A 20497-nucleotide genomic window follows, 5' to 3' on the forward strand; every position below is an offset into this window, starting at 1 on the left:
CGTTTAATAATGTGTAGTTTTTCTTCGGGGGTATACTGGCTCATAAGAGCACCTCCTATTGTCAGATGAGTGTCCAACAATAGGGGTGCACTGCATCGCCTTGCGGGATCTCACCGATCATGTTCATTCCACAGGAGTCTCGCGATTTCCCGGACCTCCTTGCATTTATAAGAGAAACGGAAACATCGGTAGGCAGAATCATTCAAACATTGTAACAGCTACAAAGAGGGCTTGTTTCCTGTATCATTGTGCCTTGTTTTGGGTGAATGTGGAAGATATCTTCTTACAAAGCAAGGTTCGTTCATCAAAAAATGGATAGGGTAGCGGGGAAACGGTGAGACTCCCGTGGGAGAAGGAGCTAGGCAAGACCCCGGAAGACGAAGTCTGAGGAGGCTTGCCAGTTCCCCCACAGGAAAGCAAACCGTTTCCCAGCCTCCCTTCTCCCAATTAGGCGACGGACCCAAATTATCTCGAAATCAAGTCTTCGACTTTACGGCCCTATGGTTGAATAAGCTTCTTATGAAAAATAAAAAACCATGAAGCCGACTATGGAAAAGTCGGTCTCATGGTTTTATCATCCCAGTGCGACATCGAGTATCATCATGACGGTGAAACCTATCATTAAAGTCATGGATGCTAAGTCCTTATTCCCTTCCTCCTGGGAACCTGGAATAACTTCCTCTGCAACTACGAAAATCATGGCACCTGCAGCGAAACTCAAGGCATATGGCAAGAGAGGTTCGACTAACGTAACGGCTAACACACCGATAACCGCTGAAATTGGTTCGACCATACCAGAAAATTGACCATAAAAGAAGCTTTTTCTGCGTGAAATCCCGTCTCTTCGAAGGGGCAGGGAAACTGCCACGCCTTCCGGGAAGTTTTGAATGCCGATACCTAGACCAAGAGCAACCGCTCCAGCCAGAGATGATTCAGGGAAGCCGGCAGCAGCAGCGCCGAATGCAACACCGACAGCCAGACCTTCCGGGATATTATGCAACGTAATCGCAAGGACCAATAATGTACTTCGCCGCTTTTTATTTGGCTGCAATCCCTCCGCTTCTGTCATCGAGGCTCCTGGGTGGAGGTGGGGAATAATTTTATCGATACCCCATAGAAAAATCCCTCCCAGCATAAAGCCGACAGCGGCAGGAATCCATGCTGCGATATCATCTTTTTCTGCCATATCCAGAGCAGGTGCGAGTAGTGACCAGAAGCTTGCAGCGATCATGACTCCGCCGGCAAAACCTAACATACCGTCTAACAGTTTCTGATTCATTGTTTTCGTTGTAAATACAAGGGCTGCCCCTAGCGCTGTCATTCCCCAGGTGAAACACGTGGCGATAAGCGCCTGGACCATTGGAGGCAGGTCAAGAAATATATCAATCATTGCTGGGTTTCCTCCTATGATGTTTATTTTGTGCAGATATAAAAGTTTCCTTAGGTAAAAATTTTAAGCGCTAGGAAAATGAAAGTCAATCGTTATTCCTGTTTATGTTCCTATCTCCAATTTTCATAGAGAGAAAAAAATATAAAAAGAAGGCATCAGGATAAACCAGTTCCCTAAAGTAGCAAGCATCTAACATCTAATACCAATTAATTTGGGAAAGGTCATAGGTGACGCTGGCATACCCTGTTTGGTTTTTATTTTATGGAAAGCGGGAAGTTATAAGTATTCGATTATGTATGAAATGAGGGTTCAGGATGGATGCAACGGAATCATTGACAAATAATAAAGAAGTTACAAAAGAAGACATCAAACCGTGGGTCAGACGACTCGCCCGAGCGGGCTATATGGCCAAAGGGCTTGTATATGCGTTGATAGGCATACTGGCTTTTATGGCTGCCATTGGTGTTGGAGGGAAAACAACCGGGACGAGCGGCATGTTTCATTCGGTCGCCCAGGTGCCTGCTGGTAATGTCATCTTGTGGCTGATTGGGCTGGGCCTTATTTTGTATATCATGTGGGTCTTCATTAAAGCATTTAAAGATCCACAAAGTGAAGGCTCGGATGCCAAGGGTCTGGTGGCAAGAATAGGCTACTTTATTAGTGGAATCATATATGGAACCATCGCTTTCAAAGCTTTTAAAATTGCCATTAATGCCGGAAGCAACAGCGGAGGATCGCAGAATACATTATCTGCCAAGCTGTTGTCCCAGCCATTCGGCGCGTGGATTCTCGGAGCTATTGGTGTCATCACGATTGGATATGGTATATACGAGCTGATCAGTGGAACAAGCCAAAAGTTTTTAAAGAACTTCCGGACCATCAAAATGAGCGACCACGAAATACGGATAGCCAAAAACGCGGGTACCGCTGGGTTGACTGCCCGTGGAATTGTCCTTGGAGTAATCGGCTTTTTCATAGTCCAGACAGCAATGACCCATGACCCTAGTAAAGCCAAAGGATTAGACGGCGCACTGGCGGAAGTTTCGCAAAAGCCATTCGGTCAATGGCTATTAGGAGTGGTGGCTCTGGGACTTATTTTATACGGTCTTTATCAGATAACCCGCGGCCGTTATGAACAAATGATGTTTGGCAAGGTAAGGTAAGTGTGTTTTTATTGAACGACCAGATAACTTTCTGGTAGAAATATACCACTGCAATCTAATAGCTAATATGACGAAAGCGCCTGTTTTTTCACAGGCGCTTTTGGTGTTAGGGCCCAATTTTATATTTTATATAATCGTAATTGTAGGTGGGGACTCTTTTGACGATATTGCCTTGTTTATCTTTGTAGATTTCTATCTCCTGGTAAGCTTCGACGAGGTACCCATCCAATTCCTTACTTTCTACCAGTACAGATTCTAAGCTTGTATAGGCAGTGGCCTCATTTTCCTGTGATTGGCCGCTTACTTCGCTTGTTTCTTCGGCGTTTTCACTCGGTGCAAAGGTGCCGCCCCTGGTGTTCATGGTCGGTGATTCAAGGAAGGATGCAAAAAGAAGGATAGCTACGACAGCAAGAACAGAAATTGAGGTTTTCATCGCTTGTCTCCTTTTCGGTGATCTTATCGTGAAAGTAACGTTTTTTAGTCAATTGCAGTAGATTTATATGTGGATCCACAGTGATTTATGATGAAAAGAAGCGTTGGCTTTTTTGACGGGATAGAGGCTTCATAAAATAAAATCTTTATTCTAGCATTGTGGCCCGCTTCTCGATACAATTGATGGTAAGTTATACCTAAGGAGGAAATTGCTTGTGATCATTGCGATCATTTTTTTAATTTTCGTTTCCCTTTTCTTTTCAGGAAGTGAAACGGCACTCACAGCGGCAAACAAAATGAAGCTGCAGTCAAAAGCGAACAAGAACGACAGGAAGGCTGCCAGGCTGTTAGATTTAATCTCAAGGCCGAGTGAGTTCATCACGACTATCTTAATTGGTAACAATATCGCGAATATTCTGCTGCCGACGCTTGTCACGACACTTGCCATCCAATATGGTTTCAGTGTCGGGATTGCATCTGCCATCCTGACCGTGGTGATCATTATTTTTGCAGAAGTGATACCGAAGTCCGTAGCTGCTGCTTTCCCGGATCGGATTGCGATGGTCGTAGCTCCGGTTATCCGTTTTTTTGTCCTGGTATTCAAACCCGTCACGATTGTGTTGAATTGGCTTACCGGGTCCATTACGAAAGCTTTGTCAAAAGGCAAAGCGGAAGAAGTATCGATATCGAAAGAGGAATTCCGGACGATGATCGATATCGCAGATTCGGAAGGGACGTTCAATGAAGCGGAAACCCATCGAATCAAAGGGGTATTCGATTTTTACAACTTGAACGTTAAGGACGTGCTGAAGACACCCCGGGTAGATGTCATGGCTATTCCCCATACTGCTTCCTTTGAAGAGGTGAGGGATCTGGTCGTAAAGAATCCTTATACGAGATATCCGGTTTACCGAAAGGATATCGATGACATTGTCGCTGTCTTTCATTCGAAATACTTGATTTCCTGGGCAATGGCGCCTGAAAAACCGCTCGCTGACTACTGTTATAAAAATCCCCTCGTTGTCTATGAGTTCCATAAAATTGAGTGGGTTTTCCGGAAGATGACTATAGAGAAGAAGCATATGGCGATTGTGCTCGATGAATATGGCGGGACAGAAGGCATCCTTACCCATGAGGATGTCATTGAGGCAATGATCGGTTTGGAAATAGAGGATGAAATGGATATGGAAGGCGATGCGATCGTCGAAAAAATATCAGATCATGAATTGATCTGTGACGGAAAAATTACGCTCCGTCGTCTGAATACGATCTTCGACACGGAAATACCAGAAGAAGAAGATGTACTGGCTGGTTATCTGCTGAAAGAGTTGAATGATTTTCCGGATGAAGGAGATACCATGGAACGTGATGGTATCAACTTTAAAATACTGGAACTCGACGGCAGAATGATTCGTAAAGTACAGGTGGTCAAATAGCACATACGATAGGGAGAGACTGTTATGAAAGTCAGGAACCTTCATGAAGATGAAAAGCCTCCGATTGAGCTGTTGCTGGAAGCTGATCCTTCCCGAAAGTTGGTCGTGGAATATGTACAGCGAGGAGACTGCAGGGTAGCTGAAAGTGATGGAAACACGATCGGTGTCTATGTCCTGCTTCCCACCAGGCCTGGAACGGTGGAATTAGTAAATATAGCTATCGCAGAGAGTCACCGGGGAAAAGGGCTTGGGAAGCAGTTAGTGATGGACGCCATCCAGGTCGCCAAATCACGCGGATTTCAAACCATGGAGCTTGGCACAGGTAATTCCAGCGTCGATCAATTGGCATTATATCAAAAGTGCGGGTTTCGGATGGTCAGCGTAGAAGCAGACTTTTTTATCAGACACTATGAGGAAGAAATATACGAAAACGGTATCCAGTGCCGCGATATGATCCGGCTGTCCCTTGAGTTATGAGCGGGCTGTAAAAAAATAATAATAGGTAAACAGGCAGTAGCATAATAGACTGCCTGTTTTTTTATACTTTAAGAAAGCTAAAGGGTTAAAATATAAGAAAAACTTAGGCTTTCGCCATAAAGACTTGGCGATAAGGCAGTTTTTCTAATGAGTAATAGGGAGGAAATAGAGAAAAAAGAAGGTATTTAGCGAAAAGCATAGAAACTAGTGGATAATGGAGTTGAATAATAAGAATCAGGAGATGCCGTCGTGCCAGAAACAGTCGATTCATTTCAACTCAACTGTTCGAGTAAATCAAGTCGCTGCCAGGAGAAATGAGGAGGAAGGTATCCATGACAGGCAGGTATGCTGAAGTCGAAGAAGTGGTCGCTTATATGCATCAGCGAATTTACGAACCATTGTCGCTTGCCGACTTGGCCGATCAGGCTGGCTATAGCCGGTATCATTTCACCCGTATTTTCAAACAGCAAATGGGTGTTTCCCCGTTATATTATATTTCCGCATTACGTTTGCAGAAGGCGAAAGACCTGCTATTGCAAACGGACTTGCGCGTACGGGACATCGGCATGGAGATAGGCCAGCAAAGTTTAGGAACGTTCACTACCCGATTTACGGAACGGGTGGGCATGACCCCTTCCCAATTCCGGAATTTTTTGCCGCAAGCTGGTGATCATTTTCAATCGTTGAAAAAACTAAGCAACTGGTCAGACCCTGGCAGCATTATAGGCGACTCTCCTAATGTAAAAGGCACCATTAAAGCCTCAGAGCCCTTTAGCGGGGTTGTCCTGATCGGCTTGTTTCCGAAACCTATCCCGGAAGGATTCCCTTTATATGGCACGCTGATGTCAACTTTAGGAGAATTCTGTTTCAAAGGCGTCTCACCTGGTGTTTACTATTTATTGGCGACTTCCGTATCCTGGAGAATGCAGGCCAGAGACTTCCTGCTTCCACATAAAACACTTCGCGCCCGTTCCAAGAAACCAATCATCGTTGAAGCTTCCACCCGTATTCCATACCAGGAGTTAACGCTCTGTCCTCCACGTCTTGATGATCCGCCCATCCTGATTTCACTGCCATTGCTGATGAACAATTTTCTGCAACGAGTCAAACAACATAGCAATCGATAAGAAATCCTATGTTTTTTGCGTGCTAGACTGGAAGTGTCATAAAGAATCACCTACGGAAAAATTACCCTTATGGAAACTAGAAAAATAATGTGAAAGGAGCGTGCTGACAGATATCTGTCTACCTTCGATTGCTAAACGTCCCCATCCCAGGTGTATATGGGCCGGGCCCAGATGGAAATTGAATAAGGAAAGGGAGAATAACAAGATGTCTATTAAAGCAAAACAATTGTATGTCAATTTACCGGTGAAAGATGTGAATCAATCGATCGATTTTTTTACGAGGTTAGGTTTTGAATTCAACCCTACGTTCACGGATGAAAAGGCGGCTTGTTTAGTGATTGGTGAAAATATGTATGCCATGCTTTTAAAAGAAGATTTTTTCCGGACATTTACTAAGAAAGAACTAGCAGACCCCACCGAACATACGGAAGCAATTGTGGCATTGTCTGTAGACAGCAAGGAAGCGGTAGATGATTTGGTCAATAAGGCATTGGAAGCTGGTGGAAAACAGTCCAATGATCCAATGGACGGCGGGTTTATGTATGGGTGGAGCTTTGAAGATATCGATGGACATTTATGGGAAGTCCTATACACGGATGAAAGCAAGATTACGGAGAAGTAAAACCTGCAAGGAGGCTGATATGATGGGTGATAAAATACAAAAAATCACGCCGAACTTATGGTTTGAAAACCAAGCGGAAGAGGCAGCGGCGTTCTATACTTCCGTATTTAAAGATTCCAAAATAGTCCGAGTCACACGCTATATGAACGAAGGGCAGGAAATCCACGGCATGGCTGAAGGGACAGTGATGACGGTGGAGTTCCAGCTGGAAGGCCAAAAGTTCGTTGCGTTAAACGGTGGCCCCCATTTCCTTTTTACAGAAGCCATCTCGTTTATTGTCCATTGTGATACGCAGGAAGAAGTGGACTACTATTGGGAGAAACTTTCGGACGGAGGAGATGAAAAAGCACAGCAATGCGGCTGGCTGAAAGATAAATATGGGGTCTCCTGGCAGATCATCCCTGCCCGAATTTCCGAATTACTTAGCAGCCCCGACCCGGTAAAAGCCGAAAGTGCCATGAAGGCCATGCTGCAGATGAAGAAAATTGATATGAATGTATTAAAGGAAATTCATAAATAACCTAAAGGAGGATCTAATATGGCTGAAAATAATCGTTTGCTACAGCATAGGGTGGAAGGACGGAATCTGATTTTGGAGCGTATGTTTGATGCCCCGAGGGAGCAGGTGTTTCTGGCTTATTCTGATTCCAATCAATTGGCCAGCTGGTGGGGACCGCAAGGATGGGAGACCGAGAATCAGAAGTTCGAGTTCAAGCCTGATGGCGTTTGGCAGTATTGTATGCGTTGTACAGATAAGAATCAAGGTGATTTTTATGGGCAGGAATCAAGAGGAAAAGGAGTTTTCCAAGAAATCAAGGCTCCAGAGAAAATCGTTTATACTGATGCATTTGCAGATGAACATGGCAATCCAGTCGAAGGCATGCCAGAGACTGTTATAACGATGGAATTTGTGGAACAAGATGGCCGGACAAAGCTCATTTCTAACACGCAATTTACTTCCGAAAAGGAACTGAAATCCATTCTTGACATGGGAGTAGTGGAAGGGGTCTCCTCTCAATTCGAATGCCTGGATGAGCATTTGAAAAAGGAAAAATAAAAAGGGAAGATGATACACGCTGTTTAGTATATGTGATTAATTTCTAGTAAACAGTATTGCTTGTCTAGTAAAATTCCGTTTCTGTCTAGTAAATGTTCGTTTATGTCGAGTAAAATCTCCATATTGTCTAGTAAAACTGCTAGTTTGTCTAGTAACGCGCCCCAACTGTCTACGAATGAGGAAATTTGTCTCGTATTTCAACTTAATTAAGCTTATCCGCCCTCATGACGTGGGGCGGATTTTTTAGTGTAACTTTTTTCCTTTTGTGTACGTCTTAATAAATAATAGTCCGTATTCCTTAAACAGGGCATGGGGAGTATAAATGAAGGTTCCATTTTTCTTTTCGGCAATCATTGTAATGTCCGTATTAACGGCCTGTCAGCAGATGGATGAGCCACCTGATGCAAAAGCGCATGTCAGTCCGGAGACTGCTATCCAAAGAGGGGATGTCGTAAATCTACATGGGAAGACTTCCAATCTGGACCGGTTTGAAAAATTTTTGAGTAGTCTGGATGCAGGCAAGAAAGATGACATCCGGATTACCAGCTATACCACCGAAGGAGATCCTATTTTTTACAACTTGAAATTTGACGGTGAAAAAATTCATTACACGTATGACATTACCATGGATGCATATGCGGGTACGGGGAAAGGAATCAGAGAGGCGGAATGTGCGGATATTGCAAGCACAAAAACAGAGGGTGAAAGGCGTTATGAATTGAGTGGGTGTAATTCCAATGCCGGTGAGTCATTCTTGTTTACTGTCCGTGAACCGGAGGCTTAAACATTGTGTGCCGTTAAAACCGACTGATAAAGTAAAAGAAAAGGAGGGATTGTCATGGCTTATATTCTCCAGGTGGATTTTAACATGGAGGGACCATTCGGCAGTGAAATGGCAGAAAGCTTTGCGGATCTGGCAGAAAGTATCAATCAAGAAGAAGGATTTATATGGAAGATTTGGACGGAAGACAGCGAGGCAAAAGAGGCTGGCGGCATTTATTTATTTGAAACGAAAGAAGCTGCTCAAAAATATTTGGCGATGCATACGGAGCGTTTGAAAGGGTTCGGTATCGAACCGGTGAATGGAAATGTATTTGAAGTGAATGAACCGTTAACCGCCATTAATTCATGGGCCGGTTAAATAATATCCAGCTTTGGCGCAATCCTGAAAAGGGTTGCGTTTTTTTAGGAGGAATTTCCAGGCAGGAAAGAGAAGTAGTGGGAATGAACGGCAAAGCAGTTGTACAGGAGAACGTCCGTAAGAAATAAAGCAACCCACCGCAAACGGTCACTGTTTGAAAGGGTTACCGGACTGCAGGTTGATCCTGATACATATACGCTTATGTAATGAAGGAGTATTGTGATGGAGATGCAGAAACAGTTTGTGGAATCCGTACGTTTGTATTTTAAAGAAGAAGGAGAAGCCTGGCTGCAAAAACTGCCAGGCCTGATTACATATTGTGAAGAAAAGTGGGCGTTGCAGTTGAAAACGCCCTTTTTCCTGTCGATCAATTATGTCGCACCTGCAGTCCGTGAAGACGGAACAGAGCTGGTAGTTAAAATCTCGCTTCCAGGCGGAGGATTTCTCGATGAATGGGAAGCATTGCATTTGTTTAATGGGGAGGGAATGGCTTCTCTAGTAGAGGTTGATCAGGAACATCGAATTTTATTAATAGAAAAGTTGACCCCCGGCTATACACTTGCAGAATTGGAAGATGACGAAGAAGCTTGCCGTATAGCAGCTCATGTACTGAAAAAATTACATCATCCTGCTCCTGAAAACACCCGTCTTCCAACAACAAAAGCGAGAGAAGATAACTTAAAAGCAATTTTATCGAAAAATCCAAATGGGCTGGGTCCAATATCAAAAGAAACACTTGAACAGGCAAGCAGAATGTTTACCTGCCTGCATGAAACCAGTCGTGACCTCCGTTTGCTTCACGGTGATTTTCATCATTACAATGTGCTTGCTTCCAGAAAGGATGAATGGACAGCCATCGATCCGAAGGGGCTTATAGGCGAAAGGGAGTATGATTTGATCCAGTTTCTTTTGAATAAGCTGCCAGAAGAAGGCAAGCTTCCCGTGATAGAAAAGCGGGTCGAGATTTTCACAGAGGAATTAAAACTAAATAAGGAGAGGCTGCTATTGTGGGGTTTTTGCCATACGGTGTTGGCAGCCAGTTGGACGGTCGATGATCATGGCAGTTATGATCAATCGTTTTTTGAAGTGATTGAGGTTTTTGAAAAACTATTACTCCTTAAAGGAAGCTAAAAAAGAAAGGGGGAGCGGATGAGGTACAAGTCATTGGTATGGTTGGTCCTGGCAGTAATTACCCTGTCTGCGTGTACCGGGCAAAGAACCCTTCATTACACAGGGGAAAGTGAAAACTGGGAAGTGACCTATCGAATTAATCAAACCAGTAGTGATACGCTGAATAGAAGTGCATCTATTCAATATATAGGAGAGGGAGAGCCGCCAGAAACGATTGACTATCACTTTATCAGCCAGATGAGTGAATCATCGGGAGGAACTTCCCTAAGTGATCAGGGGTAAAGGATTTTAGATTGGGTGGCTGCCAGGGGTGTTCTATTACTTCGGAAGAACAGGAGATTGAAGCAACGATTGAATGGGAAGGGATGACGGAAAGACTCCTGTTGACGAATCGTGATTAGGAACAAGCAGGCATCCATTATAGAGATCGACTTAAGTGAAAAATCAGTTTACTTTCAGTAGAATAAGAGAGAAACCCGAAACAGGGAATGCAGGACAACGAGGAGGAAGTAGACATGAAGCTGAAAATAGGATTATTATTCATGCTGGTTCTTTTTACAGCAGGCTGTTCCACCGAACCAAATGCGATGCATACATACGACAAGACGCAAGTCAACGATCATTTACAAGAAGTTGATTTTGACTACGAGCTGCCTGAGCAAGTTCCTTTTGAAGTGAAAAGTATTGAAACGGATACACTCGTACCAGACCAGCCTATCTTTTCTGTATATTTTACCGGCACAAATGGGGAGCAAATGATGCTCGAGGTGGTTAATGCGACCCTGAATGCTGCGAAAAGCAATTTATTTGAGGAAGTGAAAATTGGCGACAGGAAGGGTTTCTTTTATGAAAATGCCCAGGGCGCCAGAATGCTTCTCTGGGAAAAAGATGAGGTCCATTACCAATTGAAGACGATTGCCGGCGATACCGAAGCACTGGAGGATTCCCAATTGATCGCTATAGCGAGTACATTTAAGTAATAAGGCAGAAGGGTTGATTTGCGTGGCTTATAGATTCTTTCCAATGACCCAGCATCAAGCAGAAGAAATTGCTCGCCACTGGCATTATGACGGGGAATATTCCTTTTATGATATCGAGGCGGATCGGGAGGACCTTGAGGAATTCCTCGACCCCGAGCAACGCGGGGAAAATTATTATGTCGTTACCAGTGGGGAAGAATTAGCAGGCTTTTTCAGTTATCACCCCGTTGATTCGCAAACCGTTGATATCGGCCTCGGAATGAAACCTTCGTTAACTGGTGGAGGCCGGGGGAGGAAGTTTGTCGATGCGGGGCTGAACTTTGCGATAAAATCTTTCAATCCCATCCGGATAACCTTATCCGTTGCTGCTTTCAACGAGCGGGCTATTAAAGTTTATGAAAAAGCAGGATTTGTCCGTGGGGAACCATACATGCAGGTTACGAACGGAAGCAGCTACGAGTTTTTGAACATGAGTTGCATGCTGAAATGGGAGCCAGAAAATGAATAATGTCAATGGAGATAGAAGTAACCCAGATTTCCACCTTACTGAAATAGTCAAGGAAATAGAAGCATTGCTGAAATCGAATCTGGTCGGTTTATACCTGCACGGATCACTTGCCATGGGTGGTTTTAATGCCAGGAACAGTGACATCGATCTCTTAGGAATCACAAAAACACGGCTTACAAATCAGGAAGCGCGTTACCTGTCCGAACTATTTTTAACAAAATCTACCCACCCTTTCCCGATAGAAATTACCTTCATGAATGAACAGCAATTGGTGGACTGGGAGCATCCAAGCATGTTTGACTTCCATTATAGTGAGTATTGGAGAGACGAATTCGAGCAGAAAAAAACGGGTGACACTTTCGTTAATGCGAAATGGAAGGACCCGGATTTGGCAGCTCATCTCACCGTTACCTATCATAAAGGAATTTGTTTATCTGGAAAGCCGATTCATGAAGTACTTCCGAGGGTGCCAGAAAAAGATTTTGTCGCTTCTATACAAAATGATTATTACGACTGTCTGGATAACATTGTTCATGATCCTGTATACTGCACATTAAATTTGATTCGTTTTTATCGATATTTAAAAGCGGGTGACATTATTTCGAAATTGGAAGGTGCGAAGTGGGGGATCAAGCATCTTCCTGAAGAATACCATACGATCATCCAATCGGTACTTGCAATCTATCAGGAGAACGACGGCAGCATTGTTTTAGAAGCAGAGGAGCTGTTCAGGATCAAAGCGTTTTTAAAAGTGAAAATAGAAAATTTGTTAGAGAGAAGCAATGGTAACAGCCCAAGGGGGATGTCTGATGGAGAAAAATGAGATTGCTGCTAAATTTCTGGATTTTGCGGAGCTGGAGTGTAAAGGATCAAGCGCTTTGTATCAATTTTTGTCTGTCAAAATTGCTGGTAATGAAGAGTTACTCCAATTGAGCTCGTATGCGAGAAGAGGGCAGCCTATACCTAATCTGTTATTTGGGGCAGTCCATCAGTTATTGTTAGCAGGGAATACGCATGAACTCGGTCACTTTTACCCGAGTATTACAGGGAAGCCGAAGCAGGTGGAAGGTTCATTTTCCAGTTTCCTTGATTTTTGTCGTACCTATCAAAAAGAAATAATAGCAATTTTGCAGGAAAAACTTGTGCAAACGAACGAAGTGAGACGCTGTGCGTATCTTTATCCACTTTTTTGTTACATACATAAGAAAACAGGAAACTCCTTGTCATTGGTAGAGATTGGAACAAGCGCCGGTCTTCAACTGCTCTGGGACCAATATAGTTATTCCTACGGTGGCAATCGTTCTTATGGGAATAACACTTCAGTGGTTCACTTATCTTCCAAAGTAAGACAGGGAAGCATGCCGGAGCTCCTTGATAGCGCTCCCCCTGTAGCTTCCCGCGTAGGGGTGGATCTCCATGTCAGTGACCTGAAGGATAGAGAAGATGCCTTATGGCTGAAGGCACTTATATGGCCGGAACATCAGGAAAGGCTGGAGACTTTTGATAAAGCAGTGAAGCAGTTCAGTAAATCTCCTCCTTCCTTGATCGAAGGGGATGGCGTGTCGATGCTGAAAGAACTTGCTGCCCAAGCCCCCTCTGCCAGCACGCTTTGCATCTTTCATACTCATGTCGCCAACCAGATGTCCCGAAAAGTAAAAAACGATTTGCTGCAGAAAGTCAGTGCAATCGGGCGGAAGCGGGATGTATGTCACATCTACAATAATATCGAGGACAGGAAGCTCCATCTCGATTATGTAATAAGTGGAGTAAGTTATGCTGAAACAATAGGGGAAACTGATGGTCATGGAGGCTGGTTTGACTGGCATGTGAAAGACTGTGCCGTCCAGGAGAAACGTGTCTAATAAATGGACGATGTTCCAGTAACTTTTTCTCTAAAAGGTTGTAATCCCTTTACAGCGATAAAGTAAGCGCTGTCAAAGGCGGGTTGTGCGTTATCCCTCTCTTGATAACCTGCAGGCAATGCTTTATAATCCAGGCATATCATTGATTTTTCTGAAAAAACGAACAATAAGTGAATATAAGCAAGCGATGAATGTCGTGGGTAGTACTATGACAGGAGCAGCTTCTGGAGAGAATGCACGTTATTGTGCAACGCCGAAGGGTTCATAATCTCAGGCAAAAGGACAGAAGAGGTACATCCGATACCTTTTATGTTGATGAGATTGGGAAGTCCCGGTCTCTCTTTTTTATACTTAAGGAAAGTTTCACTTGTTTCCGCCAAGAAGTACTTGGGGACAAGCAAAATTTTTTAATGCATGCAAGTTCTACTACATACAAAGTGAGGGGTTAGACGAAATGAAGCGAATTTATAACTTTTCAGCGGGGCCTTCCATGCTTCCGCTGCCCGTTTTGGAAAAAGCACAAAGGGAGCTGGTGAATTATAGGGATTCCGGCATGTCTGTCATGGAATTGAGTCATCGATCCGCACTGTTTACGGAAATCATTCAGGAAGCGGAGCAGCTGCTGCGTGAACTGATGGGCATCCCAGAAAATTATAAAGTGCTCTTCGTACAAGGGGGTGCTTCGCAGCAATTTTCTGCGGTGCCGTTGAACCTGTTTGGTACGAACGGAAAAGCAGACTATGTGAACACTGGTTCCTGGTCGAAAAAGGCGATCAAGGAAGCGGAGAAATATGGAGATATCCGAGTGATTGCTTCGTCGGAGGATGCCAATTTCACTTATATACCAGAGGTGGAGGGCTCCATGATCGATCGGGAGGCGGATTATGTTCATATCACCACGAATAACACGATAGAAGGGACGGCTTTTTCCAGGATCCCCGATACCGGCAATGTCCCGCTTGTTGCGGATATGTCGTCCAATATTCTGTCCGAGGAAATCGATGTATCACAATTCGGGGTGATTTATGCCGGTGCCCAAAAAAACATCGGTCCTGCGGGGCTGACAGTTGTGATCGTCCGTGAAGACTTGATTGGAATAGCCCAGGAAACCTGCCCGGTCATGCTGAACTATAAAACGCATAGCGATAAAGGATCCTTGTATAACACGCCGCCAACCTACGCAATTTACATGGCAAAGCTTGTTTTCGAATGGCTGAAGGAGCTGGGCGGCGTCAAAGAAATGGAAAAGATCAACCGCGAAAAGGCGCAAATGCTTTATGATTATATGGAGGAATCCGAGTTGTTTTCTTCACCGGTAAAAAAAGACAGCCGTTCCCTTATGAATATTCCGTTTGTAAGTGCCTCGGATGATTTGAATGCGGCATTTGTAGATGAAGCAAAAGAAGCAGGCTTAGAAACATTGAAAGGGCACCGCTCGGTAGGCGGAATGCGTGCCAGCATCTACAACGCGATGCCGATCGATGGCGTCCTGTCCCTTGTCGCGTTTATGAAAAAATTTGAAAGTAAGCACAAGTAACTCAAAGAGAGTTCTCATCCTTTTGTAAGGAAGAGAACTCTCTTTTACTGTTCACCGGCTATTTCAATGGTGTAAATTCCTCGTTCGGTAACCAACGTGAATGTATTTTCATCAAACTGGTATTTTGTTGTATCTTCCAGCGGAATTTCATAATAGGAGTCAGGAAGTGGCTGGAATCCATCGCCATCTGTTTCGATTTGTCCAGACCCGTTCAATTGTATGGTGTGCATGGGCTCGTAACCGTCAATCCTTCTCGTATCTTTGGAATAAGAAATCGAATCTAAATGCATAGATATACTGTCGTGATCTGCTAATTCCTGCTTGGCAATTTTTATTCTTTCGCCGTTCCATTCCTGCAGTAACTGGTTGAATTCTTCGATGGTTAAGTATTGCTGTGACATGTGCATCCCTCCAACCCTTATTTTTACCTGGAGGACTAAATTGATGCGTATAACTATTATTTTTCAAGAGACCCCTTTTTTCCTGAGCTCTGTTAAACGCTAATGTTGATTTTTCATAGAAGATTTATTCAATTAAAGGCCGTAAAGTCGAAGACTTTATTTCGAGATATTGGGGAGCTTAGGGGCGTTGGGGAAGGGTTCGCTTTCCGCGGGGAAGGCGAAGCCTGAGGAAACTCACCACATGCCCACGTAAAGCGATCCGTTTTCCCAGCCACCATAACCGCAACCTAACGTCTCGAAACTGAGTCTTCAACAAAAGAGGGCTTAATTGTAAAGTCAACTCTCTTGAAAAGTTGATTAGACAATAAAAGAGACGGTCCTCTGACCGTCTCTTTGTTTATAGAAATTATTTTAAATTGTCAACTTTTAACTTCATGCTTTATGTCGTAATCGATAATTTGAATTTTTTTTACTGGCAGTTTGAAGCTCTCTGACAGCTTTTTTTTAAGGTTTCTCTCATTTATTTCCGCATCCTCTGCGTTTGTGTCCCATTCAATTTCATCCATTCTTCGAAATAACTCGGGGCGATCAAGTTCACTTTCCTTATGGAAGTTGATCCACGATACATTTACTAACATTAACTCTACCCCTTTCTGGAGTCAGCTAAAATTTCTCTAGTTAACTTAGTTAACTGGACAAACAAAATTCCCTTATTTAATTGTTCAGCAAGTATAACACGGTTGCTCGGTTATGTATACCCGCCTTATTCCCACCCCCAAGCGAGACAGGAAGTTTTAAAAGGAGTAAAAAAAGGTATATGGGATAAACAGGAAATTAGTGCTGCAAGTCTGCAAACAAGGAGGATACATCGATGCGGTATCTTGTCGTTTCTGATATACATGGAGAGATTGATAAACTGGAAAGCGTACTGGATGAAGCGTACTATGATTCAGATAAAGATCAGCTGATTCTGCTTGGTGATTATATTGACCGGGGACCAGATCCAAAAGCAGTCATCGACAAAGTGAAGGAACTAGTGGAGAACGATGGAGCTGTTGCGATTAAGGGAAATCACGAAGATATGTTCATTCGTTCGCAATATGAAGCAGAAGCGATAGAGTTATGGAAAATGAATGGTGCTTCTAGTACATTGAATTCTTATCAGGGAAAAAAGGAAGAACTGAAGGAAGACCAGCAGTGGATGGAGGAAAATCTTGAGCTTTATCACGAAACAGACGACTATCTCTTTGTCCACGCTGGACTTGAACCGGAAACCCCGATAGAGGAACAGGAGCAGGATACGATGTTGTGGACGCGTCATACGGACCGGATCGGACTGGGTAAAACCGTGGTCCACGGCCATACTCCGGTCAAAGATATAACTTATTACGAAGATCAGATTGATATTGATACCGGCGCGGCTTATGGTGGAAAACTGACCCTATTAGAGCTGCCGACGCACGAAGTGTATACTGTATAGAAAAGATGAGCGAGGATCTCAACCTCACTCATCTTTTTTCATACTTTCAGAAAGTTTAACTTTGTTAAAGGGTTAAAGTATAAGAAAATACTAAGGCTTTCGCCATAAATACTTGGCGACAAGCTAAGTTTTTCTAATCTGCATTAATACACTCTGTCCCCATTAAAAATGGAGTTTTTCACAACCACATAATCGACGTGTTTGATAGCATCAAGATTCGTACCACCTGCATAAGAAATGGCGGACTGGAGGTCCTGTTCCATTTCGACTAACGTATCTTTTAAGGAACCTTTATGCTCGACGTACATTTTCTTGCCCTCGACGTTTTTCTTTTCGCCTTTTTGAAACTCCGATGCAGAACCGAAGTATTCTTTGTAGAGCTTGCCGTCCTTTTCAAACGTTTCACCAGGAGAGTCCTCATGCCCGGCGAACAGTGAGCCGATCATGACAAGGGTAGCGCCGAAACGGATGGATTTGGCTACGTCCCCATGGGTGCGGATACCGCCGTCCGCAATGATCGGTTTACTTGCTGCTTTGGCACACCAGCGGAGCGCAGCCAGCTGCCAGCCCCCTGTTCCGAAGCCGGTCTTTATTTTAGTAATACAGACCTTTCCTGGTCCGATGCCGACTTTTGTAGCGTCTGCGCCGGCATTTTCAAGCTCTCTGACCGCTTCCGGAGTACCGACGTTTCCTGCAATGACAAAACTATCGGGAAGATGTTCTTTAATATGATGAATCATCTCAATGACCGCATTGGAGTGACCATGAGCGATGTCGATTGTGATGAATTCCGGGATTAGGTTTTCTTCAGTTGCCTGTCGGACAAACTCATATTCTTCCGGCTTGACGCCTACGCTTATGGAGGCGATCAGCCCCCGTGATTTCATGTCTTTTATAAAATCAATGCGCTGTTCTGGCTGGAAGCGGTGCATAATATAGAAGTAGCCGTTTTCTGCCAGTGTGATAGCGATTTTTTCGTCGATGATTGTCTGCATATTGGCAGGCACAACTGGAAGCTTGAAAGAATATCCTCCTAAGCTGATCTTTGTATCACATTCTGATCGGCTGTTTACAACACATTTCGCGGGAATCAGTTGAATATCTTCGTAATCAAACACATTTTCCATGGTTAACACTCCTAAAAGCGAATATTTAAATAGTTATAATATAAAACGTTCGCACATGAGGTAATTTACACCATATCATAGAAAATGTCAAAGGTATTCAAGTATGGATCCTGATTTTGTTTAACTCCTCGTTGTTCCGGTCATAAATAAAGGAAAGCAGTCAAACGGTAAAAAGGTGGTGATCACATGAAAGTACGGATCGACATGACGTACAAGACCCCCAAAGGGACAAAGAGTGCATTCAGTTCAGAAGAAATACAAGCGGCTCAGGCAATTTTGATTGCCGAAGATTTGGAAAAGACCGGACGGGTAAAAGATTTCACCTTCGTTGATAATCAGGATCACACCTGGAGTTTGAAAGAACTGAAGGAATATATGAAGGGGATTGAAACAGAACCGCATAACATTACGGTTTATTTTGATGGCGGTTTTGATTTGAAAACAAAAAAGTCAGGGCTTGGGTGCGCGATTTATTATGAGCAGAACGGGAAGTCATATCGGCACAGGAAAAATGCTTTGGTGGACGAACTCCATACGAATAATGAAGCAGAATATGCTGCGCTTCATCTGGCATTACAGGAGATGGAGTTCATGGGGGTGCACCACATGTCTGTTGCTATTGTTGGTGATTCCCAGGTTGTCATCAATCAGTTGAGTGGAGAATGGCCATGTCTGGAGGATGAATTGTCTAAATGGGCAGACCGCGTGGAAGTTAAAATGGAGCAAATGGGAATCCAGCCGGAATACAAAGCGGTATCACGAAAACGGAACCGGGAAGCAGATCGACTTGCAACGCAGGCATTGGAAGACACGGAAATCACGAGTACGATCGAACTTTAATTTTAATATGGAATGCCTAATCCAAAACGCTCTGAGTGTAAAAAACTTAGAGCGTTTCTTTTTTAATGCCTTCATCATCAAAAGACCCTTTTGCTGAAAAACGGTTTCGATATTATTCAGGATGGCGGATGTAGTCTGGGAAAACTCCGGATGCTGTTTTGTACTCGAAAATCGAACCTGTTAGTAAAGAAGGAGCATTTTTCAGATAAATTTTGGAAAATAGTATTGTGAATACTCCAATCATTTGAAATAATTGTAATAAAGTGACTGTTGAATGAGGTGATGAAATTGGGTGCTACAGAAACGCTGGTCCTGTTTTATCCCACGTTGTTTTTATTACTTGGAATCATTGCAGGGATTGGATATAAAATTTCGAAATGCCATATTTGCCTGGTCGGGTTATTCGGATATCTGCTCGCAAATACCGCGTTCTTTTTCTTTGTGGAAGGGGGGCTTCCTGGTATTGAACGAGATGCGGTTGGTCTGGGCTTGGAGGTGTTCCAAGGCCTGTCCTGGTCAGAGACAGCGGCCCTCCTGTTTACGCCGAGTATATACTCATTAGCTTATACGTGTTTGCTTTTAATGGGTTATTTATATACCGGAGTAGCCGTTGCGATGTCTAGGAAAAATGTCAGTTCGGAATTAAAGGAGGAGGAACATGGGGGCGCTTCTAACGTTGATTGGTGATATTTTTGCAGCTATTGCTGGCGGTTTTTCAGAAAAAACCAGAGCGAATAAAGAGAAGAAAAAATTAGATTCCACTTACGTGAGGAATCTAATTTTTTTTAAGATGAACCCATTATTTCAAAAAGCTATTATAGAGGAATATGCCCAATTTATCAGCCTTTATGTTAAAATTAAGAAAGCTTTTACAACAAGGTGATAACTCCACTTCTAAGTCATAGTCATAAAAAGATGACAAATGATGGAGGGATGTAAGTGAAGGTATTACGACTGGGGCATGCGATGTACGTATTGACGAGTAAGAGTGGGGCGAAGATGTTGATTGACCCGTTTTTCGAGATGAATCCAGGCTGTCCGGAAGAGTATCAAAGCAAGGAATTTTTGGAAACGATTGATACGGTTGTCCTCACCCATGGCCACTTTGATCATACGAGCGGAGTGTCGAAGATGATGGAGGCGAATCCGGATGCGATGATCATTGCCCAGTATGAGTTGGCGATGATTTTGCTGCAAAAAGGATATAAAAACGTGATGCCTCTGAATTACGGCGGCCAGTTCAAGCTTCCTGAAGTGGAAGTGACGATGGTGGCAGCAAAACACACGAGTTCATATGGCGAAACGGAAGGGCAGCCGATGTACGCGGGTGAGCCGTGTGGGTATATTTTCGATTTTGATGATGATCTCACACTCTACCATTCCGGCGATACGGCGATGATGGCTGATATGAAACTGATCCAGGAGGTCTACCAGCCGGATATGGCAATTCTGTCATCAAGCGGCCATTTCACCATGAATCCGAAAGAAGCGGCATATGTAGTCAGGCATTTGCTTGATGTTAAGAGGGTCATTCCAAGCCATACTTTTCCGTCGAAAGAAAAGGCAGCTTCGGAAGAAACTTTTGACGGGCTTGTTGAAGCTTTTCCGGTGATTTCCTATATGATCGACCGTGATCAGGAACTGGAAGAACTCCTGAAAGATTATAATCATACGGAAGTTGACGTCCTCGGGTACGGGGAAGAAAAAGTATATCAATAATTCAAGCATAAAAGGAATCCAGAGCACCCGATGCTCTGGATTTCCTTTTATTCGTTACTCTGCGTGG

General features: G+C 43.7%; 26 protein-coding genes and 1 riboswitch. Of the genes, 21 read left to right on the top strand and 5 right to left on the bottom strand.

Annotation, left to right across the window (positions count from 1 at the left end; all coding sequences use genetic code 11):
- Positions 1 to 574 precede the first annotated feature (574 nt).
- Entirely contained in the window at positions 575 to 1390 is an 816-nt protein-coding gene (locus BLV00_RS14020) for a ZIP family metal transporter (protein WP_093045603.1), read from the bottom strand.
- Positions 1391 to 1704: 314 nt separating this feature from the next.
- Between BLV00_RS14020 and BLV00_RS14025 the strand changes: the two genes are divergently transcribed.
- Positions 1705 to 2553, top strand: a complete 849-nt coding sequence (locus tag BLV00_RS14025; RefSeq protein ID WP_093045604.1) for a DUF1206 domain-containing protein — start codon at positions 1705 to 1707, stop codon at positions 2551 to 2553.
- A 106-nt stretch (positions 2554 to 2659) separates the two neighbouring features.
- On the opposite strand, the gene BLV00_RS14030 is transcribed toward BLV00_RS14025, so the two are convergent.
- Positions 2660 to 2986 carry a hypothetical protein gene (locus BLV00_RS14030; RefSeq protein WP_093045605.1) on the bottom strand — a complete coding sequence of 109 codons (327 nt, stop codon included), beginning with the start codon at positions 2984 to 2986 and terminating at the stop codon, positions 2660 to 2662.
- A gap of 214 nt (positions 2987 to 3200) precedes the next feature.
- Here BLV00_RS14030 and BLV00_RS14035 point away from each other — a divergent pair, with 214 nt between their 5' ends.
- The 15 genes from BLV00_RS14035 to serC all read left to right on the top strand — a co-directional run bounded on the left by BLV00_RS14035 (position 3201) and on the right by serC (position 14863).
- Positions 3201 to 4421: a hemolysin family protein gene (locus tag BLV00_RS14035; RefSeq protein WP_093045606.1), complete on the top strand. Its 1221-nt coding sequence runs from the start codon at positions 3201 to 3203 to the stop codon at positions 4419 to 4421.
- Positions 4422 to 4445: 24 nt separating this feature from the next.
- Positions 4446 to 4898, top strand: a complete 453-nt coding sequence (locus BLV00_RS14040; protein WP_093045607.1) for a GNAT family N-acetyltransferase — start codon at positions 4446 to 4448, stop codon at positions 4896 to 4898.
- Between the two features lie 332 nt (positions 4899 to 5230).
- Positions 5231 to 6025 (top strand): helix-turn-helix transcriptional regulator, encoded by a 795-nt coding sequence (locus BLV00_RS14045; protein WP_093045608.1) that lies wholly within the window; start codon positions 5231 to 5233, stop codon positions 6023 to 6025.
- A 205-nt stretch (positions 6026 to 6230) separates the two neighbouring features.
- A complete protein-coding gene (locus tag BLV00_RS14050) occupies positions 6231 to 6647 on the top strand; it encodes a VOC family protein (RefSeq protein WP_093045609.1) in 417 nt (138 codons plus the stop codon).
- A 22-nt stretch (positions 6648 to 6669) separates the two neighbouring features.
- Complete coding sequence (locus BLV00_RS14055) at positions 6670 to 7167, top strand: VOC family protein (protein ID WP_093045610.1); 498 nt, start codon at positions 6670 to 6672, stop codon at positions 7165 to 7167.
- An 18-nt stretch (positions 7168 to 7185) separates the two neighbouring features.
- On the top strand, positions 7186 to 7704 hold the full coding sequence (locus BLV00_RS14060) for an SRPBCC family protein (RefSeq protein WP_093045611.1): 519 nt from the start codon (positions 7186 to 7188) through the stop codon (positions 7702 to 7704).
- A 322-nt stretch (positions 7705 to 8026) separates the two neighbouring features.
- Positions 8027 to 8488 (top strand): DUF4362 domain-containing protein, encoded by a 462-nt coding sequence (locus tag BLV00_RS14065; protein ID WP_093045612.1) that lies wholly within the window; start codon positions 8027 to 8029, stop codon positions 8486 to 8488.
- 54 nt (positions 8489 to 8542) lie between these two features.
- Positions 8543 to 8845 (top strand): monooxygenase, encoded by a 303-nt coding sequence (locus BLV00_RS14070; protein WP_093045613.1) that lies wholly within the window; start codon positions 8543 to 8545, stop codon positions 8843 to 8845.
- 222 nt (positions 8846 to 9067) lie between these two features.
- Complete coding sequence (locus BLV00_RS14075; protein WP_093045614.1) at positions 9068 to 9976, top strand: aminoglycoside phosphotransferase family protein; 909 nt, start codon at positions 9068 to 9070, stop codon at positions 9974 to 9976.
- Between the two features lie 18 nt (positions 9977 to 9994).
- Positions 9995 to 10258, top strand: coding sequence for a hypothetical protein (locus tag BLV00_RS14080; protein WP_093045615.1), 264 nt, complete (start codon positions 9995 to 9997; stop codon positions 10256 to 10258).
- 233 nt (positions 10259 to 10491) lie between these two features.
- Entirely contained in the window at positions 10492 to 10956 is a 465-nt protein-coding gene (locus BLV00_RS14085) for a DUF4367 domain-containing protein (RefSeq protein ID WP_093045616.1), read from the top strand.
- A 43-nt stretch (positions 10957 to 10999) separates the two neighbouring features.
- Complete coding sequence (locus BLV00_RS14090; RefSeq protein ID WP_093045718.1) at positions 11000 to 11464, top strand: GNAT family N-acetyltransferase; 465 nt, start codon at positions 11000 to 11002, stop codon at positions 11462 to 11464.
- Positions 11457 to 12287 carry an aminoglycoside adenylyltransferase domain-containing protein gene (locus tag BLV00_RS14095; protein WP_093045617.1) on the top strand — a complete coding sequence of 277 codons (831 nt, stop codon included), beginning with the start codon at positions 11457 to 11459 and terminating at the stop codon, positions 12285 to 12287. The genes BLV00_RS14090 and BLV00_RS14095 overlap by 8 nt, the downstream gene beginning before the upstream one ends.
- Positions 12271 to 13326: a DUF2332 domain-containing protein gene (locus BLV00_RS14100; protein ID WP_093045719.1), complete on the top strand. Its 1056-nt coding sequence runs from the start codon at positions 12271 to 12273 to the stop codon at positions 13324 to 13326. Before BLV00_RS14095 ends, BLV00_RS14100 begins: the two co-directional genes overlap by 17 nt.
- 214 nt (positions 13327 to 13540) lie before the next feature.
- Positions 13541 to 13622, top strand: a riboswitch (glycine riboswitch).
- A 158-nt stretch (positions 13623 to 13780) separates the two neighbouring features.
- A complete protein-coding gene (gene serC, locus BLV00_RS14105; RefSeq protein ID WP_093045618.1) occupies positions 13781 to 14863 on the top strand; it encodes a 3-phosphoserine/phosphohydroxythreonine transaminase in 1083 nt (360 codons plus the stop codon).
- A gap of 44 nt (positions 14864 to 14907) precedes the next feature.
- Here serC and ymzB read toward each other — a convergent pair whose 3' ends face one another.
- The gene (gene ymzB, locus BLV00_RS14110) at positions 14908 to 15264 is read right to left on the bottom strand and encodes a protein YmzB (RefSeq protein WP_093045619.1); all 357 of its coding nucleotides are present in this window, start codon (positions 15262 to 15264) and stop codon (positions 14908 to 14910) included.
- A gap of 419 nt (positions 15265 to 15683) precedes the next feature.
- On the bottom strand, positions 15684 to 15902 hold the full coding sequence (locus BLV00_RS14115; RefSeq protein ID WP_093045620.1) for a hypothetical protein: 219 nt from the start codon (positions 15900 to 15902) through the stop codon (positions 15684 to 15686).
- A 233-nt stretch (positions 15903 to 16135) separates the two neighbouring features.
- Between BLV00_RS14115 and BLV00_RS14120 the strand changes: the two genes are divergently transcribed.
- Entirely contained in the window at positions 16136 to 16744 is a 609-nt protein-coding gene (locus BLV00_RS14120; protein WP_093045621.1) for a metallophosphoesterase family protein, read from the top strand.
- Positions 16745 to 16887: 143 nt separating this feature from the next.
- Here the strand turns inward: BLV00_RS14120 and guaC are convergent, their stop codons facing one another.
- Complete coding sequence (gene guaC / locus BLV00_RS14125; protein WP_093045622.1) at positions 16888 to 17871, bottom strand: GMP reductase; 984 nt, start codon at positions 17869 to 17871, stop codon at positions 16888 to 16890.
- A 186-nt stretch (positions 17872 to 18057) separates the two neighbouring features.
- On the opposite strand from guaC, the gene BLV00_RS14130 reads away from it, so the two are divergent.
- From BLV00_RS14130 to BLV00_RS14145, 4 genes are all read left to right on the top strand, one after another.
- Entirely contained in the window at positions 18058 to 18711 is a 654-nt protein-coding gene (locus BLV00_RS14130) for a ribonuclease H family protein (protein ID WP_093045623.1), read from the top strand.
- 270 nt (positions 18712 to 18981) lie between these two features.
- Positions 18982 to 19398, top strand: coding sequence for a hypothetical protein (locus BLV00_RS14135; RefSeq protein WP_176791567.1), 417 nt, complete (start codon positions 18982 to 18984; stop codon positions 19396 to 19398).
- Positions 19388 to 19594 carry a hypothetical protein gene (locus BLV00_RS14140; protein WP_143030728.1) on the top strand — a complete coding sequence of 69 codons (207 nt, stop codon included), beginning with the start codon at positions 19388 to 19390 and terminating at the stop codon, positions 19592 to 19594. Before BLV00_RS14135 ends, BLV00_RS14140 begins: the two co-directional genes overlap by 11 nt.
- Positions 19595 to 19650: 56 nt before the next feature.
- Positions 19651 to 20430: a metal-dependent hydrolase gene (locus BLV00_RS14145; protein WP_093045626.1), complete on the top strand. Its 780-nt coding sequence runs from the start codon at positions 19651 to 19653 to the stop codon at positions 20428 to 20430.
- The last annotated feature ends 67 nt before the right edge of the window (positions 20431 to 20497 follow it).

Origin of the sequence: Thalassobacillus cyri (assembly GCF_900107755.1) — a bacterium.
Lineage (GTDB): Bacteria > Bacillota > Bacilli > Bacillales > Halobacillaceae > Thalassobacillus > Thalassobacillus cyri.